The sequence below is a fragment of the Denitromonas iodatirespirans genome (genome assembly GCF_018524365.1).
Classification (GTDB): domain Bacteria; phylum Pseudomonadota; class Gammaproteobacteria; order Burkholderiales; family Rhodocyclaceae; genus Nitrogeniibacter; species Nitrogeniibacter iodatirespirans.
The window spans coordinates 85,787-104,992 of the sequence record NZ_JAEKFT010000011.1; the positions used below are offsets into that span (position 1 = coordinate 85,787).

Annotated in this window: 23 protein-coding genes and 1 pseudogene; 14 read left to right on the forward strand and 10 right to left on the reverse strand. The window is 68.0% G+C overall.

The window, feature by feature from the left end; all coding sequences use genetic code 11:
* The first annotated feature begins 10 nt into the window (after positions 1-10).
* The 10 genes from I8J34_RS11645 (at position 11) to I8J34_RS11690 (ending at position 7,620) form a co-directional block, all read left to right on the forward strand.
* Positions 11-619: a glutathione S-transferase family protein gene (locus I8J34_RS11645; RefSeq protein ID WP_214361578.1), complete on the forward strand. Its 609-nt coding sequence runs from the start codon at positions 11-13 to the stop codon at positions 617-619.
* Positions 620-629: 10 nt separating this feature from the next.
* Positions 630-1,229 (forward strand): Holliday junction branch migration protein RuvA, encoded by a 600-nt coding sequence (gene ruvA / locus I8J34_RS11650; RefSeq protein ID WP_214361579.1) that lies wholly within the window; start codon positions 630-632, stop codon positions 1,227-1,229.
* Positions 1,229-1,744 carry a DUF4442 domain-containing protein gene (locus tag I8J34_RS11655; RefSeq protein ID WP_214361580.1) on the forward strand — a complete coding sequence of 172 codons (516 nt, stop codon included), beginning with the start codon at positions 1,229-1,231 and terminating at the stop codon, positions 1,742-1,744. The genes ruvA and I8J34_RS11655 overlap by 1 nt, the downstream gene beginning before the upstream one ends.
* A gap of 54 nt (positions 1,745-1,798) precedes the next feature.
* Positions 1,799-2,296, forward strand: a complete 498-nt coding sequence (locus I8J34_RS11660) for a GNAT family N-acetyltransferase (protein ID WP_214361581.1) — start codon at positions 1,799-1,801, stop codon at positions 2,294-2,296.
* An 86-nt stretch (positions 2,297-2,382) separates the two neighbouring features.
* Positions 2,383-3,435: a Holliday junction branch migration DNA helicase RuvB gene (ruvB, locus tag I8J34_RS11665; RefSeq protein WP_214361582.1), complete on the forward strand. Its 1,053-nt coding sequence runs from the start codon at positions 2,383-2,385 to the stop codon at positions 3,433-3,435.
* 3 nt (positions 3,436-3,438) lie between these two features.
* Positions 3,439-4,089: a glycine-rich domain-containing protein gene (locus I8J34_RS11670; protein WP_214361583.1), complete on the forward strand. Its 651-nt coding sequence runs from the start codon at positions 3,439-3,441 to the stop codon at positions 4,087-4,089.
* Positions 4,090-4,111: 22 nt separating this feature from the next.
* Entirely contained in the window at positions 4,112-4,771 is a 660-nt protein-coding gene (locus I8J34_RS11675; protein ID WP_214361584.1) for an SGNH/GDSL hydrolase family protein, read from the forward strand.
* Positions 4,768-5,127: a hypothetical protein gene (locus I8J34_RS11680; protein WP_214361585.1), complete on the forward strand. Its 360-nt coding sequence runs from the start codon at positions 4,768-4,770 to the stop codon at positions 5,125-5,127. Before I8J34_RS11675 ends, I8J34_RS11680 begins: the two co-directional genes overlap by 4 nt.
* Before the next feature lie 350 nt (positions 5,128-5,477).
* The gene (locus I8J34_RS11685) at positions 5,478-6,500 is read left to right on the forward strand and encodes a diiron oxygenase (RefSeq protein WP_214361586.1); all 1,023 of its coding nucleotides are present in this window, start codon (positions 5,478-5,480) and stop codon (positions 6,498-6,500) included.
* A 70-nt stretch (positions 6,501-6,570) separates the two neighbouring features.
* Positions 6,571-7,620, forward strand: a complete 1,050-nt coding sequence (locus I8J34_RS11690) for a 2Fe-2S iron-sulfur cluster-binding protein (protein ID WP_214361587.1) — start codon at positions 6,571-6,573, stop codon at positions 7,618-7,620.
* 68 nt (positions 7,621-7,688) lie between these two features.
* Here I8J34_RS11690 and I8J34_RS11695 read toward each other — a convergent pair whose 3' ends face one another.
* The 4 genes from I8J34_RS11695 to I8J34_RS11710 all read right to left on the reverse strand — a co-directional run bounded on the left by I8J34_RS11695 (position 7,689) and on the right by I8J34_RS11710 (position 10,905).
* Positions 7,689-8,018, reverse strand: coding sequence for a DUF2249 domain-containing protein (locus I8J34_RS11695; protein WP_214361588.1), 330 nt, complete (start codon positions 8,016-8,018; stop codon positions 7,689-7,691).
* Between the two features lie 129 nt (positions 8,019-8,147).
* Positions 8,148-8,873, reverse strand: coding sequence for a polyamine aminopropyltransferase (locus I8J34_RS11700; RefSeq protein WP_214361589.1), 726 nt, complete (start codon positions 8,871-8,873; stop codon positions 8,148-8,150).
* Between the two features lie 48 nt (positions 8,874-8,921).
* Positions 8,922-9,584, reverse strand: coding sequence for a Z-ring associated ZapG family protein (locus I8J34_RS11705; RefSeq protein ID WP_214361590.1), 663 nt, complete (start codon positions 9,582-9,584; stop codon positions 8,922-8,924).
* 133 nt (positions 9,585-9,717) lie between these two features.
* On the reverse strand, positions 9,718-10,905 hold the full coding sequence (locus I8J34_RS11710; protein WP_214361591.1) for a class I SAM-dependent rRNA methyltransferase: 1,188 nt from the start codon (positions 10,903-10,905) through the stop codon (positions 9,718-9,720).
* Between the two features lie 183 nt (positions 10,906-11,088).
* Here I8J34_RS11710 and I8J34_RS11715 point away from each other — a divergent pair, with 183 nt between their 5' ends.
* Both I8J34_RS11715 and I8J34_RS25100 read left to right on the forward strand, forming a co-directional pair.
* Positions 11,089-11,577 carry a DUF2242 domain-containing protein gene (locus I8J34_RS11715; protein WP_214361592.1) on the forward strand — a complete coding sequence of 163 codons (489 nt, stop codon included), beginning with the start codon at positions 11,089-11,091 and terminating at the stop codon, positions 11,575-11,577.
* 194 nt (positions 11,578-11,771) lie between these two features.
* A pseudogene (locus I8J34_RS25100) lies at positions 11,772-11,882 on the forward strand (DUF2242 domain-containing protein); the annotation flags it as partial.
* A 3-nt stretch (positions 11,883-11,885) separates the two neighbouring features.
* Here the strand turns inward: I8J34_RS25100 and xerC are convergent.
* The 4 genes from xerC to I8J34_RS11740 all read right to left on the reverse strand — a co-directional run bounded on the left by xerC (position 11,886) and on the right by I8J34_RS11740 (position 15,185).
* Complete coding sequence (gene xerC / locus I8J34_RS11725; RefSeq protein WP_214361593.1) at positions 11,886-12,806, reverse strand: tyrosine recombinase XerC; 921 nt, start codon at positions 12,804-12,806, stop codon at positions 11,886-11,888.
* Between the two features lie 318 nt (positions 12,807-13,124).
* Positions 13,125-13,775, reverse strand: coding sequence for a DUF484 family protein (locus I8J34_RS11730; RefSeq protein WP_214361594.1), 651 nt, complete (start codon positions 13,773-13,775; stop codon positions 13,125-13,127).
* Between the two features lie 34 nt (positions 13,776-13,809).
* The gene (gene dapF / locus I8J34_RS11735) at positions 13,810-14,643 is read right to left on the reverse strand and encodes a diaminopimelate epimerase (RefSeq protein ID WP_214361595.1); all 834 of its coding nucleotides are present in this window, start codon (positions 14,641-14,643) and stop codon (positions 13,810-13,812) included.
* Between the two features lie 83 nt (positions 14,644-14,726).
* On the reverse strand, positions 14,727-15,185 hold the full coding sequence (locus tag I8J34_RS11740; protein WP_323132710.1) for an Lrp/AsnC family transcriptional regulator: 459 nt from the start codon (positions 15,183-15,185) through the stop codon (positions 14,727-14,729).
* A gap of 266 nt (positions 15,186-15,451) precedes the next feature.
* On the opposite strand from I8J34_RS11740, the gene I8J34_RS11745 reads away from it, so the two are divergent.
* Together I8J34_RS11745 and I8J34_RS11750 are read left to right on the forward strand one after the other, a co-directional pair.
* Positions 15,452-17,005: a sigma 54-interacting transcriptional regulator gene (locus tag I8J34_RS11745; RefSeq protein WP_214361596.1), complete on the forward strand. Its 1,554-nt coding sequence runs from the start codon at positions 15,452-15,454 to the stop codon at positions 17,003-17,005.
* A gap of 1 nt (position 17,006) precedes the next feature.
* The gene (locus I8J34_RS11750) at positions 17,007-17,237 is read left to right on the forward strand and encodes a hypothetical protein (protein WP_214361597.1); all 231 of its coding nucleotides are present in this window, start codon (positions 17,007-17,009) and stop codon (positions 17,235-17,237) included.
* Here the strand turns inward: I8J34_RS11750 and I8J34_RS11755 are convergent.
* A complete protein-coding gene (locus tag I8J34_RS11755; protein WP_214361598.1) occupies positions 17,231-18,103 on the reverse strand; it encodes a lysophospholipid acyltransferase family protein in 873 nt (290 codons plus the stop codon). The genes I8J34_RS11750 and I8J34_RS11755 overlap by 7 nt on opposite strands.
* A gap of 40 nt (positions 18,104-18,143) precedes the next feature.
* Complete coding sequence (locus tag I8J34_RS11760; RefSeq protein ID WP_214361599.1) at positions 18,144-19,004, reverse strand: lysophospholipid acyltransferase family protein; 861 nt, start codon at positions 19,002-19,004, stop codon at positions 18,144-18,146.
* Between the last annotated feature and the right edge of the window lie 202 nt (positions 19,005-19,206).

Below are 19,206 nucleotides of genomic sequence, written 5' to 3' on the forward strand. Positions count from 1 at the left end.
ATTGCTCGCCATGAAACTGATCGGCATGCTCGACTCCCCTTTTGTGCGCCGCACCGTGGTGTCCGCGCACCTGATGCATCTGGCGCTGGATCACGAGCAGATCTCCGTCTTCCGCCAGTTCGACCAGTTCCGCGCGCTCAACCCCTTGGTCAAGGCGCCGACCCTGGTCTTCGACGACGGCACCGTGATGGTCGAAAGTCAGATCATCCTGCAGTACCTGGAAACCCTCGCCGCCCCCAAAGACCGGCTGACGCCGGCCGACCCCGCCGCGCGCCAACGCTGCCTGCGCCTGACCAGTGTGGCCCTGGCCGCCTGTGACCGCTCGGTGCAGCGCTACTACGAAACCAGCGTGCGCCCCGAGGTCCACCGCTGGCTCGACTGGACCGGTCGCGTCACCGAGCAACTGCTCGCCAGCTACGACATGCTCGAAGCGGAACTTGGCGCAAGCCCCTGGCTGTGCGGCAACGAGATCACCCAGGCCGACGTCACCACGGCGGTGGCCTGGCGCTTTACCCAGACCAAGCTGCCCGGCATCGTCGATCCGGCCCACTATCCTCGACTGGCCGCCCTTTCGGCCAAGGCCGAGGCCCTGCCGGCCTTCCAGGCCGCCGACTACTGAGCGCGACTTCATGATCGGACGCCTGCGTGGCACCCTGCTGGAAAAGAATCCGCCGCAAATCCTCGTCGATGTGAGCGGCGTCGGCTACGAAGTCGATGTGCCGATGAGCACCTTCTACCACCTGCCCGCCACCGGCCAGGCGGTGAGCCTGCATACCCACCTCGCAGTGCGCGAAGACGGCCATTTCCTCTACGGCTTCGGCAGCGAGGAAGAACGCGCCGTTTTCCGCCAGCTGATCAAGGTCTCCGGCATCGGCGCGCGCACTGCGCTGGCGGTGCTCTCCGGCCTGTCGGTCGGCGATCTGGCCCAGGCCATCGCCCTGCAGGAAGCCGGCCGGCTGGTGAAGATCCCCGGCATCGGCAAGAAAACCGCCGAGCGCCTGCTGCTCGAACTCAAGGACAAGCTCGGCAAGGCCCTGCCCACCGTCGCCGCCGGCCTCGCGCCGAGCGACACGGCCGCCGCCCCCGATGCGCGCAGCGACATCCTCAACGCGCTGATGGCCCTCGGCTACAACGAGAAGGAAGCGCTCGGCGCCATGAAAGGCCTAGCCGACGACGCCGGCGTGTCCGACGGCATCCGCCAGGCGCTCAAGCTGCTCGCCAAGCCCTGATGCGCACCACCGCATCGTCGCCACCGCGACAGGGCTTCCTGCGCAACATCCGGGTCGGCCCGCGCCTGTTCAAGTGGGGCATCAACTTGTGGCCGCCATTCCTCGGCGCCGGCATCCGCGTGCAGCACATCGCGCCCGATTTCAGCGAGATCGTGGTCGCCCTGAAGATGGGCCTGTTCAACCGCAATTACGTCGGCACCCACTTCGGCGGCTCGCTGTTCTCGATGACCGATCCGTTCTACATGCTGATGCTGATGCACCGCCTGGGCAGAGGCTACGTGGTGTGGGATCGCGCGGCGAAGATCGACTTCCTGCACCCGGCCAAGGGCACGGTGACGGTCCGCTTCGTGCTCGACGACGCCAGGCTCGCCGCCGTGCGCGAGGCCACCGCCGACGGCGAGAAGCATCTGCCGGTGTTCACCGTCGAGGTCGTCGATGCCGACGGCGAGGTGTGCGCGCGGGTGGAGAAGACGGTCTATGTCCGCAAGGCGGCGCCGCGACCGGAAGTCGCCTAGCATCGCGCCGGCGCTGACGACACCCTCCCCGCCAACGCCCCCCCTGGATACCCCATGAAGATCAGAGATGCCACCCATGACGACCTGGCCACGCTGGCCATGTTGGTCAGCGAATCCAATAAGGATGTCGCGGCCAGATTCGGGCTGCATGCGGGCAACTGCCCGAAGCACCCCTCGTTTTGCACCGACGCATGGATCGCGGCCGATCTCGCACGCGGCGAGCGGTATTACATTCTCGAAGCGGATGGGCGGCCGCTCGGATGCGTCGCCTTTGAACGCCCGCGCCCCGACCTGGCCTACCTCAACCGGCTGTCGGTCCTGCCGGCGTATCGCCGCGCCGGCGCCGGCGCACGCCTGGTCGATCACATCATCCGCCTGGCGCGCGACGCCGGTATCCGCACCATCAGCATCGGCGTCATCGGCGAACACCTCGAACTCCAAGCCTGGTATGCCCGGCTCGGCTTCCAGCCCGGCGACATCCAGCACTTCCCGCACCTGCCATTTTCGGTGCGCTACATGTCCTACACCGTAACGACCAGCTCGACGCTTTGACGCCAGGCCCGCGGACGGCACGAATCGTGCCCCCGCGTCCGACGCCAACGGGATGCAGCGGCACACCGATCAGTTAAACTTCCGCCATGATCGAAACCGACAAACTCCAGGCCAGCACCGAGCGGCTGATCGCGCCACAGACGGCGGGCAAGCAGGAAGACGCCATCGAGCGCGCGCTGCGGCCGAAGCGGCTGGCCGACTATGTCGGGCAGCAGAAGATCCGCGAGCAGCTGGAGATCTTCATCCAGGCCGCGCGGCGGCGCTCGGAGGCGCTCGATCATGTGCTGCTGTTCGGCCCGCCCGGGCTGGGCAAGACCACGCTGGCGCATATCGTGGCGGCCGAGATGGGCGTCAATCTGCGCCAAACCTCCGGCCCGGTGCTGGAGCGCGCCGGCGATCTGGCCGCACTGCTGACCAACCTCGAACCGCACGACGTGCTGTTCATCGACGAGATCCACCGCCTGTCGCCGGTGGTCGAGGAGATCCTCTACCCGGCGCTGGAAGACTTCCAGATCGACATCATGATCGGCGAAGGGCCGGCGGCACGCTCGGTCAAGCTCGACCTGCCACCCTTCACCCTGGTCGGCGCCACCACCCGCGCCGGCATGCTCACCAACCCGCTGCGCGACCGCTTCGGCATCGTCTCGCGGCTGGAGTTCTACACCGCCGACGAGCTGCGCACCATCGTCAGCCGCTCGTCCGGTCTGCTGGGTGTCGACATCGACGACGCCGGCGCGCTCGAAATCGCCCGCCGCGCCCGCGGCACGCCGCGCATCGCCAACCGCCTGCTGCGCCGGGTGCGCGACTATGCCGAGGTGCGCGCCGACGGGCACATCTCCTCGCCGGTCGCCGACGCGGCGCTGTCGATGCTCGATGTGGACGGCCTCGGCCTCGATCTGATGGACCGCAAGCTGCTCGGCGCGGTGCTCGAAAAGTTCGGCGGCGGCCCGGTCGGGCTGGACAACATCGCCGCCGCCATCGGCGAGTCGCCCGACACCATCGAGGACGTGCTCGAACCCTACCTGATCCAGCAAGGCTACCTGCAGCGCACCCCGCGCGGGCGCATCGCCACCCATGCCATCTGGCAGCATTTCGGCCTGACGCCGCCGGGCAAGGCGGCCGACCTGTTCGGCAGCTGAGCGATGCCCGACGTCACCGTCCCCCTGCTCTTCGGCAGCGCCGTGGCCGCCCTGCTCGGCGTGATCGTCTGGCGCAAGAGCGTGGCCCAGGGGCGCGACCAGTTCATCGCCGACTACGACTTCCAGCGCCTGCTCGACAAGCGCCTCGCCGCCCGGCGCCCCGAGCTCGATGCCGCGCAGCGGAGCGACGTTTTCGCCGGCCTGCGCGACTGGTTCCAGATCAACCGCAAAGCCGGCCGACGCAAGCTGTCGATGCCGTCGCAAGCGGTGGACGACGCCTGGCACGAGTTCATCCTGTTCACCCGCAATTACCAGGCCTTCTGCCGCCAGGGCCTGGGCCGCTTCCTGCACCATGTGCCGGCCGAAGCCATGGATTCGCCAACCCAGGCACAACGCGGCCTGCGGCGCGTCTGGCGGCTGGCCTGCGGCCACGAGGGCATCGACCCGAAGTTGCCCACCCGCCTGCCGCGCCTGTTTGCCATCGACGCGGCGCTAGGCTTGAGCGACGGCTTCCGCTACCAGCTCGACTGCATGAAGGCCGGCGCGGCCGGGAGCGGCGCATATTGTGCCGGACACATCGGTTGCGGCGGCGGGTGCAGCGGCTGTGGCGGCGATTCGGACGGCGGATGCGGCAGCGGCTGCGGCGGCGATTGACACTCACAACGAGGACACACACATGCAGCAGATCCTGGTTTACGGCGATTCCTTGTCCTGGGGCATCATCCCCGGCACCCGGCAGCGGCACCCATTTCCGGTGCGCTGGCCGGGCCGGTTGGAGATCGCGCTGCGCGAGGCCGGCCATGACGTGCGCCTCATCGAGGACTGCCTCAACGGCCGGCGCACGGTGTGGGACGACCCCTTCAAGGCCGGCCGCAAGGGTATTGATGGGCTGGCCCAGCGCATCGAGGTGAACAGCCCGCTCGACCTCGTCATCCTGATGCTCGGCAACAACGACTTCCAGTCGATGCATCCGCTCAAGGCCTGGCATTCGGCCCAGGGCGTCGCCGCGATTGTCGACACCATCCGCAAGGCGCCGATCGAACCGGAGATGCCGGTACCGCCGATCCTCATCGTCGCGCCGCCGCCGATCGGTATCCCGGCCGGCACCATGGCCGAAAAATTCCGCGACGGCGACGTCAAGTGCACCGGGCTCTCCCAGGCGCTGGCACAGGTCGCCCACGACACCGGCTGCGCCTTTTTCGACGCCGCCCGCGTCATCCACAGCAGCGCGACCGACGGCGTGCATCTGGACGCCCATGCGCATGAGCAGCTCGGCGATGCGCTGGTCGAGCCGGTGCTCGCCGCCCTCGCCGCAGGAGACCGCGCCGCGTCATGATGCGCACGCTGTCGCTGTTTGCGGTCATGCTCTGCGGCATGGCCGGCCTCTGGCTGCTGATGCGCGGCGAGTTCTATCTGCCCAACCGCTTCAACCTGGCCCTGGCCACGCACTTCAGCGGGCTCTCCGCCCGCCTGCTGGCCGGCGCGCTGCTGTGCCTGTGCGCGGCCGGCATCAGTTTCATGCAACGCATGGCCCGGGGGATGCCGGCCGGCGCAGACCGCGCCTGGCACATCCGGCACTTCGTGCTCATTGCCTTGAGCATCGCCCTGTTCACTGCGGCCTTCATCAACGCCGAGGTCGGGCTGAATCCCGACTACCGCGCCCCCGCGCGCAGCGCCGCGCAAACCCATTGAGAACGTGTGAAGGAATCGTCGCGAGCAGTGCCGAGTGCAAGGCCGCACTTGGCAATTACGCGAGCGAACGACGAGACATATCAATGAGATCGGCGAGGCGTGAGCGAGTGAACAACGTGGCAATCGGGGCGCGCAGTCGATTGATTCACACGTTCTGAGTCGGCGGCTCGGCCGGCCACACAGCGCCGTTCGTCATTTCTTGAAATTTAAACATTGACCGACCGGTCGGTTAATGTTTAACCTCTTGACCTGCATCAAGAAGCCGATTCCGCCGCCGCGCGCATGACGCTGGCTGGCAGCTACTGGACGCCGTCTGCGACGACGCCCGCATCGTCAGGAGGAGACAGTCAATGCACAAGGAAAAAATCGCCCACACCATGGCGCTGCCGCCGGTCACCGAGCAGCCCAATGTGTTCCCGCTGTCATGGAACGCGCACACCGCCAAGATGGAAGAAGTCTGGGACGCCGCCCAGCGCGAGAACTGGGATCCCAAGCAGCTGGCCTGGGACACTTTCGATGTCGAGAGCTACAGCTGGGAGGAGCGCGAAGCCATCGCCTACTGGTGGACCCTGCTGTCCTGTTTCGACGCATCGGCGCCCCCGGTCTTTGCCGAGGCGCTGATCAAGTGCTACGAAGACCATGAAGAAGACCCGGTGCGCCGCTGCTTCTTCTCGGTGACGCGCGACGAGCAGAACCACGAGCAGATGTGCGGCCTGGCCATCACCCGTCTGCTGGAGCATCCGGATCCGCTCACCTACACGCCGAAAACCGCGCTGGGCAAGAAGCTGCAGAGAAACGCCCACTGGCTGTACTTCAACGGCGGGCGCTACTGGACGGGCTACAAGAAGGCGGTGCCCAAGTACAGCCTGGCCGTGCTGTTCAGCTCCTTCCTGATGGGCGAGATCGCCGCCGCCACCATCTTCAAGCAGATGCATGACAACACCCGCGAACTGGTGTTCAAGGAAGCCTTCCGCAACATCGGCCGCGACGAGGGCCGCCACATGGCCATCTGCATGGCGCTGATGGAGCGCGACTATCCGAAGCTGCCGGCGGAGGATCGCGCCATCGTCACCAAGCAGATCCGCGCCGGCTACCTCTTCCTCTCGGCCGTGCTGTTCGAGCCGCCGATGGAATTCTGGGATCTGCCCGCCGATTTCATCGAGGTGCAGCGCGAGGCCGAGGAAGTCGCCCGCGGCGCGGGCTTCGGCATTCCCACCTACGAGGCCAAGAAAGAGAACTGGAAGAACGCCATGCTCAACCTGAAGGGCGTGCTCGACCGCTACGACATCCCCTTCCCGGCGATTCCGGAAGTGGGCATTTCGGGCCAGGAGATCTCCCAGGTCGACATGGACGACATCATCCCGGTGTTCTGAGCGCCGTCTGGCCACCGACGGGTCGTCGCGCAGGCGGCGACCCGCTCACGCTTCAACAGGAGACCCCACCATGAGTCGAATCCGCCTGCATCCCTCCGGCCGGGAAGTGGCGTGTGCCGCCGGCGACACCGTGCTCGGCGCCCTCGAAAAGGCCGGCTACGCGTTGCCCAACAACTGCCGCGCCGGCGCCTGCGGCGAATGCAAGGTCAAGGTCGTGTCGGGCAACTTCGACCAAGGCATGGTGCTCGACATGGCACTGTCGCAGGACGAACGCAAACAGGGCTTCGGCCTGATGTGCATGGCCAAGCCGCTGTCCGAGGAACTGGTCATCGAGTGGGGCACCGAAGACGCGAAGCCCAAGCTGTTTCCGCCGCGCGAGAACCAACGCTTCGTCGTCACCGACCGCATTCCGCGCACGCCGCGCATCGTCGAGTTGCGCCTGCGCCCGGTCGGCCCGCCGATGCGCTTCTGGCCCGGTCAGTATGTGACCCTCGGCAGCGAACGCGACGGCGCGCCGCCGCGCTGCTACTCGATCGCCAACGCCCCGCGCCCCGACGGCGAGATCGTGCTGCAGGTGAGCCGCGTGGACGACGGCCAGACCAGCCTGTGGGTGCATGACAAACTCGCCATCGGCGACGTGGTCAAGGTCTCGGGCGCCTACGGCACCTTCATCGGCGACCCGGCCGTGGAATCGCCGGTGCTGTGCCTGGCCGCCGGCTCGGGCCTGGCGCCGATCCTGTCGCTGACCGAGGCGGCGCTGCGTCGCGGCTACCGCAAGCCGGTGGACCTCGTGTTCTCCGCCCGCGAGCGCGCCGACCTCTACGACGGCGGCCTGATGACGTACTGGGAAACCAAGCACCGCAACTTCACCTACCGCCCGACGCTGACCCGCGAGACCTGCGAGGGCATGCTGCATGGGCGGATCCCGCAGATACTCGCCAAGCAGTTCCCGGATCTGTCCAAACACAGCGTCTTCATCGCCGGCAGCCCCGATTTCGTCGCCGACTGCGTGGCCGCCGCGCGGGCGCTCGGCGCCACCGACGACATGATCCACACCGAAGGCTACTTCGGTCAGGCCCAGCCGCAGACGGCGCCGCAAAGCCATCTGACGCCCTACTGAGCCGACCCGGCGGTCAACGAAAAAGCGCGCCTCGAAGGGCGCGCTTTTTTTGACACGGCAGCTCGGAATCAGCCGCCCGAGCAACCGCAGCCACCCCCGCCGCCGCCGCAACCGCCGCCCTGGCCGGGCGCCGATTCGGCCGGCGCATCGTTCTGCGCGCCGAGCTGGATGGTGAAGTCGATGACGATCTCGCCGGCCTCACGGGTCACATAGTTGATGCCGACCTGGTTGCCGTAGCGCTGCTGGATCTGGCCCAGCAGGGGCAGCGGGTCGTGGTCGTTCACAAAGCGCATGGTCTCGCCATCGGCGAGGGACTCGAGCGCACCGAAGATCGACGCATGGCGGAAGCGCTTGGCCACGCCGCGGGCGTCGAACGGATAGACGTTGCTTGGGTTCATGTCCGATTCTCTCTCAGGGGTTTGCCGGACGGCCGGCACCTATCGCCGACCGCGTCCGCCGATCATCCGCACTTGCGGTGCCCAACACCTTGAGATAACGCAAATTTCCGTCGCACCGGCGCCGTGGTTTCAGCCGGCCGGCGTGCGCGCCACATACACCGTGCACGATGATTCACCGCCGGTATAGGGGTTCGGGAAGGGCACGACATGGGTCTGGGGATCGACGAAGACGCTGCCGAGCAGACGCGTGAAATCGGCATCCGGCGGGTCGTTCGACCACACCGCGAACACCCCGCCCGGGTGGATCTTGGCCGCCAGATGGCGAAAACCCGTCTCGCCATAGAAGGCCTGGTTGCCGGGGTTGAGCCAGTGCCGCGGCGAGTGGTCGATGTCCAGCAGCACCGCATGCACCTTGGCCTCGGGCGCGGCCGGATCGAAGCTGCCGTCGGGCGACGCCGCCACGGCGAAGAAATCGGCCTGCATCAAGGTGGTGCGGGGGTCGGCCACCAGCGCCTCGCCCAGCGGCACCCGCCCCTGGCGATGCCAGTCGATCACCGGCTGCATCACGTCGATCACACGCAGCGAGCGCACGGCCGGATTTTCCAGCGCGGTGATCGCCGTGTAGCCCAGACCCAGACCGCCGACCACCACATCCAACGCGCCCGACAGCGGCGCCAGGCCGAGCCGGGCCAGCTGGATTTCGGACTCGGTGAACAGGCTGGACATCAGGAAATCGTCGTTGAGCTTGACCTCGTACACGATGCGCCCCGCCAGCCGCGGCTCGGCCCGCCGGCGCAGGCTGATGTCGCCCAGCGGCGTGTGCTGGAAATCCAGCTCTTCGAACACGAAGGCCATGTCTTGCTCCCCTGCGGGCGCGGCCGGGATGGCCGCCGCCCCGGCCCTTCAATCGGCCTTGTGCTTGGTCGCGTCCGGCGCCGGGGCGTCTTCGCCGTCGGCCGCGCGCTCGGCCGCGGTAGTGTCGTCGCCAGCGGGCGCCTCAGCGGCGCCCGCCTCTTCGCGGCGGTCCGCCGGGTCATCCTCGGTGTCTGCGGCGTCACGACCGCGCGGCTCGCCGGCCGGCGCCGAGGGCGGTATCGCATCGGCCTCGGGCCCCCAGGTCACCTCGCCGACCCCCGGGCTTGCGTCATCGGAGTCGTCGGCATCGTCGGAGGCATCCGCCTGCGCCGAGGCTGCGGCCGCGGCACCCGCCGCCGCGGCCGACAGCTTCGGACGGCCGTCGTCATCACCCAGCAGCAAGGCATCGACCCGCTCGCGGAAGCGCTTGCGTGCGGGGCCTGCGGAAATCCGCTCGGAGCCCGACGACAGGTGGTCGAACAAATCCTTGTACGAGCCGGCCATCGACACGAACAGCGAGGCGGTCTTGTCGAAATGGGCTTCGACCTCCTGCTTGTAGTCCGACAGCTCGGTCTTCTGGCGATCCAGCTCCAGCTGCAGATCCACCACGCGCTGCCGGGCACTGCCCATCATGCGCCCAATCAGGAAACCCACGGCCAACGCCACCAGCGCTACAACAACAACCACACTCCAGCCGGTCTGATCCATCATGCATCTCCCTGTCACGTCTTTCGGCACACCGGGCTGCGCCCATCACGGTGTCAATCGAGCATTTCACGGCCAGTATAGCGGCGTGGGCCCGGCGGCAAACAACCGGTCCGGGCCGACGGCGACGACGCGCGCGCTATCCGACCTGGCAGGTCAGCCCTTTGAGGTACTCGCCTTCCGGCACCGACAGGCCGACCGGGTGATCCGGCGCCGCCGAGAGGCGGTGCAGGATGCGTCCGTCCACCCCGGCATCGGCCGCCGCACCGGCGATGATCTTGTGGAACAGCTCGATACCGATGCCGCCCGAGCACGAGTAGGTCATCAGCAGCCCGCCCGGGTTCAGCAGGCGGAAACCGAGCATGTTGATGTCCTTGTAGGCGCGCGCGGCGCGGTCGGCATGCGCCGCCGAGGGGGCGAACTTGGGCGGGTCGAGAATGATCATGTCGAAGCGCTCGCCGGCATCGCGCAATTCACGCAGCGCGGCGAACACATCGGCCTCGCGCCATTCGGCCCGGCTGGCGTCGAGTTGCGGGTTCAGCGCCAGGTTGGCCGCGGCGGTGGCCAGCGCCGGGCCGGAGGAGTCGATCGACAGCGCCGATGTCGCGCCGCCGGCCAGCGCCTGCAGCGAGAAGCCGCCGGTGTAGCAGAAGCAGTTGAGCACCCGTCGCCCGGCCGCCAGCTCACCGGTCAGGCGGCGGTTGTCGCGCTGGTCGAGGTAGAAGCCGGTCTTGTGCCCGCCGACCACATCCACCGCCATGCGCACGCCGTTTTCGACGATCGACAGATCGGCCGGCAATTCGCCATACACGCAGCCGGTCACGGCTGCCAGGCCCTCGCGAGCGCGTACATCGGAGTCGGAGCGCTCGTACACCGCCACGCAGCCGGTGGCCTGCACCAGCGCGGCGACGATGGCGTCGCGCCACTTGTCGGCACCGGCGCTGGTCAGCTGCATCACCACCACCGGCCCGTAGCGATCGACCACCACGCCGGGCAGGCCGTCGGATTCGCCGTGGATCAGGCGCAGGCCGTCCTGCCGCGCCAGCGCCGGATGCGTCTGGCGCCGTGCCACCGAGGCGGCCACCGCGCGCTTGAAGAAGGCATGGTCGACCGTCGTGTCGGGGTCGAAGGTCCACATCCGTGCGCGGATCTTCGACTCCGGCGACCAGGCCGCCTTGCCCAGCACCTTGCCGCTGTCGGCCAGCACCGTCACCGTGTCGCCGGGACGCGCCCGGCCGTCCAGCTGCGCCACGGCGGAGTCGTAGATCCAGGGATGACGGCGCAGCAGGGCGCGATCCTTGCCGGCTTTGAGAATGAGCTGAGCCATGGGTCGGTTGAGGGCAGCAAAAGCCTGCGAGTGTACGCGGCGAGACCGATTGTGGCCAGTTGGCCGTTCGGCCACGGCGCAGCGCCCGGGCCGGTGGGCTGGCCAGTGCGCATTCCTTGGCGGCGCGCCCCGGCATGGCGACATAAAATGAAACCACTAGCCGCTCGCTTGCGAGGAGGGCACATGAGCACATCACGCACCTGCCTGCTGGCAGTATCGCTGGCAGGGCTCACGGCCAGCGGCGGGCCGAGCGTTTATGGCGACGAGCGTTTTTCGTCGGACTCGCCGTATGTGGCGCACTTCGATACCACGGTCGAGGCGACCTGCGAGGCGGCACGGCTGGCGCTGCTCAGCCAGGGGTATGCCGTCCACTCGGCCAAGCGCGACGTCATCGACGCCATGAAGACCTTTCAGCCCGATGACGACGAGCACCTGGAGCTGAGCTTCGTGGTGGTCTGCACCGGCACTGGCCGGGGGACCAGCACGGCCTACGCCAATGCCGTCGAGACCTACTACGAGCTGAAGGAAAATGCGTCGAGCGCGGGCCTCAGCGTGTCGCGTCTGGGCTCGATTTCACGGCCCTTGGGCGTGTTCACAGTAGATCCATCAGTCCCGTTGGGCCCGAATGCGTCCGATACAAGGCGTGCGACGCCGCTCAGGGTGGCCCCCTGAGCAAGGAGCGCAACGCGGTAGCGGGCGCATTCGGGCCCAACCCGAAGGGCTCGCCTGCCTTGGCGCCCATTGCAGCGTTGCGCCTCCTCGCCTGGGGGCCACCCAGGCCACGTCGGCACGCCTTGCACTGGGTACCAAGGCAGGCGAGCGGGACTGATGGATCTACTGTGAACACGCCCTAGAGTTCGAGCACCGACTCGCTGATCAAGGTCGGCGCCCAGACGATCAGCGATCCGGAATTCTATGCACGCTTTTTCGCGCTGATGGCACGCCACGCGCCGCGCGCAAAACCGCCGAAGCGCTGAGCCTCAGTCGTCCTGGCCGCGCTTTTTGGCACGCGGGTGGGCCGCGTCGTACACCTTGGCCAGGTGCTGGAAATCGAGATGGGTGTACACCTGCGTGCTGCGGATGCTGGCATGGCCGAGCATCTCCTGCACGGCGCGCAAATCGCCGCTCGATTGCAACACATGGCTGGCGAAGCTGTGGCGCAGCATATGCGGATGGACATGGCTACCCTCGCCATGGCGGCGCACCCAGCGGTCGAGCCGGCTGCGCACTGCAGCCTGCGACAGGCGCGTGCCCTGGCGCGTGACGAACAAGGCCGTCTCCTGCGCCGGCGCGATGCCGGCTCGCACGGCCCGCCAGGCCTCGAGGGCGTCCAGCGCGGCGCGGCCGACGGGCACGATGCGCGTCTTGCCGCGCTTGCCGGTGACGGTCACCTCGCCCAAGGCCCGATCCACGCCGCGATCCACGTCCAGCGCCAACAGCTCGGCCAGGCGCAGGCCGGCGCTGTAGAGCAGCTCGAACATGGCGTGGTCGCGCACGTCGAGCGGGTCGTCGGGCGACACATCGAGCAGGCCGACCATGGCGTCGGGCGACAGGTTCTTGGGCAGGGTGCGCGGCGCGCGCGGCGGGCGAATGCCGTCGGCCGGGTTGTCGGTCGCGCCCTGGTGACGCACCCGCCAGCGGAAGAAGCCGCGCCAGGCGGACAAGGCGCGCGCCACCGAGCGCGGCGACAGGCCGGCACCATGCAGGCGGGCGGCGAAACGGCGGATCTGGGCAGTGGTGAGGCTGGCCGGATCGACCGGCCCGGCCAGGTCGGCCAGCTTGCGCAGTTCGCGCCGGTAGCTGGTCAGGGTGTGTGCGCTGGCACGCCGCTGGCTGGCGAGGTAGTCGAGATAGGCCTCGACCGGCCGGTCGAAGGGCGACGGGGCGCCGCCGTCGATCATCCTAGAAACCGTAGTTGGACGCGGCCGAGTGTGCGTCTGGCGGGATGAGGGCAGGCCCCCACGCTCACTTCGTTCGCTGCCCCCCGAGGGGGCTGCACCCGCTCTTGGGGCGGCCCGGCGAGCGGGTGGACAAGGCGGGACGACGTACAGCCTGCACGCTGTAAGGAGGAGCAACGCGGCCAGGCGGCCCGCCAGACGTGCAATCGGGTGCGTAGCGCTCTCACCGGACGGGCGATCGGCCTCGGAGCCGGGATTTCTCGCATATGTCAGCCCCTTGGCAACATGCTCAAGCGGTCAACTGCGGTTTCTAGGATCATGTCAGCCGAGCCGGCGCTGCACCGCGGCGCTGACCATCTCGCCGATGCGGCTCACATACAGCGTGCCCATCTCGGCGTAGAAGCGCTCGGCGTCTTCGCTGCCCATGGCCAGCAGGCCGAACACCCGCCGGTCGCGCTGGAGCGGCACCAGGGCCACCGAGCGCACATGCGGCGCGGCTTCGCCGAACCAGTCGGTGATCTCGACTTGGGCCGGGCTGCCGCAATAGGGGCGGCGCATGTCGCCGGCGAAGAAGCGCACGTCTTCGGACACCGGGGCGAACTCGACGGTCTCGCGGGTGAGGACGCTGTTCCAGATGCGGATCGCCACATGCGGCACGGAGAAGTCTTCGCGCAAGTGGCTGAACACCGCGTCGCGCACCGCCTCGAAGCTGTCGGCATCGAGCAGGGCGAGCACCAGGCGGTGCACCTTTTCGCTGATCTCGTCGTTCTCTTCGCCGAAGCGGATCAGCTCGGTGAGTTTGACTTCGAGCTGGCGGATCTTCTCGCGCAGGGCATGCAGCTGCCGCTCGGCCAGGGAAATGGCCTGGCCGTTGTGCGGATGGGCTACGGAGAGGGAGCCGAGCAGCTCGCCGTTGCGTTCGAAAAAGTCCGGGTTGTCCTGCAGAAAACGGACGATGTCATCGGTGTTCATCTCGGGTGTGCTCCTCGCGCCGCTTGCGGCGCCTTCAGTCCAGTTCGATCTCGGCGTCGAACACCGTCACGGCCGGGCCGGTCATGTAGACCGGCGACCCCGGCCCGGCCCAGGCGATGCTCAGCGATCCGCCGCGGGTGTCGACCCGTACCGGGCTGACCAGCAGTTCGCGCAGGATGCCGGCCACCACCGCCGCGCAGGCGCCGGTGCCGCAGGCCAGGGTTTCGCCGGCGCCGCGTTCCCACACGCGCAGGCGGATGTGATGGGCATCGACCACCTGCATGAAGCCGGCGTTGACCCTCGCGGGGAAACGCACATGGTTTTCGATGGCTGGCCCCTGCACCGTCACCGGCGCGCTGTCCACATCGGCCACCACCTGCACGGCATGGGGGTTGCCCATGCTCACGGCGGTGATCAGCACCCGTACATCGCCCAGCGACAGGGGCTGGACGACGGCATCGCTGTCGGCGTCGAACGGGATGTCGTCCGGTGCCAGGTGCGGCGCGCCCATATTGACGGTGACTTGGCCGTCGGCTTCGAGCTTCGGCTCGATCAGACCGGCCTGGGTTTCGACCCGGATATGCGTCTTGTCGGTGAGTTTGCGGTCGTGCACGAAGCGCACGAAGCAGCGCGCGCCGTTGCCGCATTGCTCAACTTCGCCGCCATCGGCATTGAAGATACGGTAGCGGAAGTCGACGCCGGGCTGGGTCGGCGCCTCGACCACCAGCAGCTGGTCGCAGCCGACGCCGAAATGGCGGTCCGCCAGGAAGCGGATCCGCTCGGGCGTCAGTTCGAAGGGCGCGCGGGTGGCATCGACCACGATGAAGTCGTTGCCCAGCCCGTGCATCTTGGTAAAGCGCAATCGCATGACAGCATCCCGCCGGGGTTCACTGGGGTGGCATTGTCCCGCAGCGACGAGGGCGCGTCCACTTCGTGCGCCGGGGGGAAGCCTCAGATCGGCAAGGCGGTGTCGTGCTTGACCTCGCGCAGCGCCACCACGGAACGCACGGTGGCCACTTCCGGCAGCTTGAGCAGGAAGTTGTGCATGAACATGGCGTAGCTCTCCACGTCGGGCAGGAAGAGCTTCAGCTGATAGTCGCTATCGCCGGACAGGGCATAGCATTCGACGATTTCGCGGCGCGAGTGGATATGCCGCTCGACCTGCTCGGTCACCCGCGCATCATGGGTCTTGAGCTGCAGATTCACCAGCACGCAGGTGCCCAGGCCGAGCTTGCGCCTATCCAGCACTGCCACGTAGCGCTTGATCAGGCCGGAGGTCTCCAGATCGCGCACCCGCCGCCAACAGGGCGACACCGACAGGCCGACCCGGTCGGCCAGCTCCTGGTTGCTCACACGGGCGTTGAGCTGAAGTTCGCTCAGCAACTGACGCTGTACGCGATCGATTTTCATGGCGGGCGCTCTCCCTGCGTGCCGGAGGGTTCCGGCGCGACTGGGCAACAACCAATGCAATCGCCGTGCCAAACGCAAAATCCTTTGTATTACCGGGCCTTTGGCGACATCAACTGCCTCCACGCCGCAGGGCGATGTAAACAAACATTTACAACAAGTCGGCAGAATCCATCGTGTCGCACAAGAACTACTTAAAAAATCAACTGCTTGCAGCGCCCGTACACAAACAGTTACACTGTTGCCTTTCGTTTACACCCAGGTTCCCCATGCGTCTGGTCGTGACCTTCACGGATCGGGTCGGCATCGCCCAGGAAATCCTCGCCCAGATGGCCCGTCGGCAGTTCAGCGTGGTGAACGTGGAAGTGGACATGTCCCATGTCTACATCGACGCCCCGGATCTGCACGAACCCTACTTCCCCGACACCCGGGCGGCCTTGTTCGGCGTGCCCGGCGTGGTCGCCGTCGAGGCCATCGACATGCTGCCAGGCATGCGCCATCGCCTGCACCTGGAGGCCTTGCTGGCCGCCATGGCCGATCCGGTGCTGGCCGTCGACGCCGGCGGGCAGCTGATCACCACCAACCCGGCCGCCACACCGCTGGCCGACAGCAGCCGCGGCCCGGACGGCCTGGCCACGTTGCAGCGCCTGCTCGACGACCGCGCGCTGGCCGACGAGTTGCTGCAACAGGGTTTCCGTCTCCCGGCGCGCGAAGTCAGCGTGCGCGGCAAGCCCTTTTTGCTCGACGTGCGCCCCATCCACGACCCGGCGCACGGTGCCGACGCGCCACCTGCCGGCGGCCTGATCACCCTGCATGCGCCGCAACGCATCGGGGAGCGCCTGCACGCCCTGCAACACCCGGACGACCATGGCTTCGACACCATCCTCGGCAGCTCCACCGCCCTGCACGCAGTCAAGGAACGCGCCATGCGCATGGCCGGCACCGACAGCCCGCTGATGCTGCTGGGCGAAACCGGCACCGGCAAGGAGCTGATCGCCCTGGCCTGCCACCGGGCCAGCGGCCGGCACGAGGCGCCTTTCCTGGCGCTCAACTGCGCAGCCCTGCCCGAGAGCCTGGCCGAGAGCGAGCTGTTCGGCTACGCGCCCGGCGCCTTCAGCGGCGCGCAGCGCGGTGGCAAGCCGGGTTTGCTGGAGATGGCCGACGGTGGCACGGTGTTTCTGGACGAAGTGGGCGAGATGTCGCCCTACTTGCAGGCCAAGCTGCTGCGCTTCCTCAACGACGGGCGTTTCCGCCGCGTCGGCGGCGCGCGCGAGACGCAGGTGGACGTGCGCATCATCAGCGCCACCCATCGCCACCTCGAGCGCATGGTCGCCGAGGGCGATTTCCGCGAGGATCTGTACTACCGGCTGAACGTGCTGACACTGCAGGTGCCGCCGCTGCGCGAGCGGCGCGAGGACATCCCGCTGCTGGCGCACCACTTCATCCGCCGCGCCTGCACCCAGTCCGGCCGGCCGCCGGTGCGCCTGTCCGGCGCGGCCCTCGACAAGCTCACCGCCAGCGACTGGCCAGGCAATGTGCGCCAGTTGCAGAACGTGATCTTCCGCGCCGTGACCATGCAGGATCGCCCGCTGATCGACGCCGAGGACGTCGACTTGGCCGGCGCCGGCGGGCCGGCCGACGAGGCCCTGCACCCGGAAGCGATCGCCGACTGGACAAGCGCCATCGAGGCCTTCGAGCACAAGCTGCTGACGCGCCTGTACCCGCACTTTCCCTCCAGCCGGCGCCTGGCGGCACGGCTCAAGACCTCGCACACCATGATCGCCAACAAGCTGCGCAAGCACAGCATCCCCCGGAGCGCCTGAGATGCCGCGCACCCTGCCCCGCCTGCCCGTGTGGCTGATCGGACTCGGCGCGCTGTGCGTGCTCTTCGGCCTGGCGCTGACGGCCGGCATCGGCACCGGCTGGCATCCGCTGCTGGCCAGCGACGGCGCCGGCATCGTGTTCATCGTCTCGGGGATCGCGCTGGCCGGCAGCGCCGCCTTTCCGCTGGTGTTCGCCCGCCTGTCGGCCGACGACCGCGAACCGCGTCAGTAGAAGCGCCGCTCGCCCTCGGGCCGGGTCTTGAAGCGCCGGTGCACCCAGTAGTACTGCTCGGGCTCGGCACGCACCATGCGCTCGATCTCGGCATTCATCCGCGCCACGTCGGCGGTCACGTCGCCGGACGGATAATCGGCCCACGGCTCGCCCAGCGTCACCTCGTAACCCGCCCCACCGCGCAGCATGCGCGTCTGGCACGGCACCACGGCCGCGCCGGCCATGCGGGCAAAGCGCGGCAGGCCGGTGATGGTCGCCGTGGAAATACCGAAGAAGGGCACGAAGATCGACTCTTTGCGCCCGTGGTCCATGTCCGGCAGGTAGTAGAACGGCCGCCCCGCCTTCATCGCCTTGACCGTGCTGCGGATGCTCTCGTCGCGCGGCAACAGGCGCTGATCGCCGAAGCGGCTGCGCCCGTGATGGAGCCAGCGATCGATCACCGCGTCATGCTGACGCGCGTAGATGCTGACGATGTCGAAGGCCATGGTGACGCGCGTGCCGCCCATATCGAGGCCGACGAAATGCGGCGCCATGAGGATCACCGGCGTGCCGGCATCGAGCAAGGCCTGCACCCGCTCGATGCCGCGGATGCGGATCAGCCGTTCGAGCCGCTCGCGCGGCGCCCACCACAGCAGGCCGCGCTCGAGCAGGCTGCGCCCCAGCAAACGGAAGTGGCGCTCGGCCATCAGGCGGCACTCACCCTCCGTCCATTCGGGAAAGCAGTGGCGCAGGTTGGTCAGCACCACCTTGCGCCGCGTGCGCGCCGCCCGGTACAGGATCAGCCCCAGCGCTTCGCCGATCGGCGCCAGCACCGCCAAGGGCAGCCAGTGCAGCAGCCACAGCAGACCCACCAGCACACGGCTCATCGGCCGACCCTCCTGTCGCGGATGCGCCCGTCGGATGCACTCATGCCTCGCCCTCCGGCAGCGGCACCCGGGACGGGCGCTTGTAGCGGTGGTAGCCCCACAGATACTGGGTCGGGCAGGCGCGGATCATCGCTTCCATTTCGCGATTGATGGCCGCCACCCGAGCGGCGGTGTCGCCCTCGATGGGCGCGGTCGGCGCCTGGAAGCGCACATGGTAGCCACGCCCGCCGGGAAGGCGCTCGGCCCAGCAGCAGATCACCCGCACGCCCTTGACCTCGCTCAGCCGCGCCGCCAGCGTCATGGTCCACGCCGGGCGATCGAAAAAGGGCGCCCACATGCCTTCGCCCACGTCCGGTGTCTGATCCGGCAGCATGCCGATCGCCTCGCCGCTGCGCAGCGCCTTGACCAGCTTGCGCACCCCGCTCATTGCCGCCGGCGCGATGCTCATGCCGCCGCGCTGACGGCCGGCGGCAATCAACGGCATCAAGGCGGAAAAATTGGGCGGACGGTACAGCACCGTGATCCGGTCGCGCGAGGCGTAGTACTGGGCGGTGATCTCGAAGCAGCCCAGATGCGGCACCAGAAACAGGATGCCGGCGCCTTCGGCATGCGCGGCGTCGACCAGCTCCCAGCCGCTCACCTTCACCACCTTGGCCACCACCTCGGCATGCGGGCGCAGCAGGACCCACGGCAGCTCCAGCGCCTGCTTGCCCGATTCGCGCATCACGGCGCCGCGCAGCCGGGTGGCCGGCGGCCCCATCGCCTGGGTCAGGTTGCCGCACAGCCGCGCGCGGTATTTCGGCGACAGCGCATAAGCCATCACCCCGATCAGCGCACCGAGACGGTGGACGACCGAGAGCGGCAGGGCGGCAAGGATGCGGAACAGAAACTGGGCGAACACGAGCGCGTTTATAACCGATTCCGCCGCTCAGCGGGCGGGCGGTCCGGCGATTTTGCATGCACGATGAGTTGACTTATAATCCGCGCCTACCGCCGAGTTAAAGACAACTTGCAGGGCGGCAGGCTGCGAACGCGGCCAAATACTGCTAAAGCGTCGCCGCTCGACCGAAATCCCCGGAGCTGGCTTCGCCAGCGATTGACGG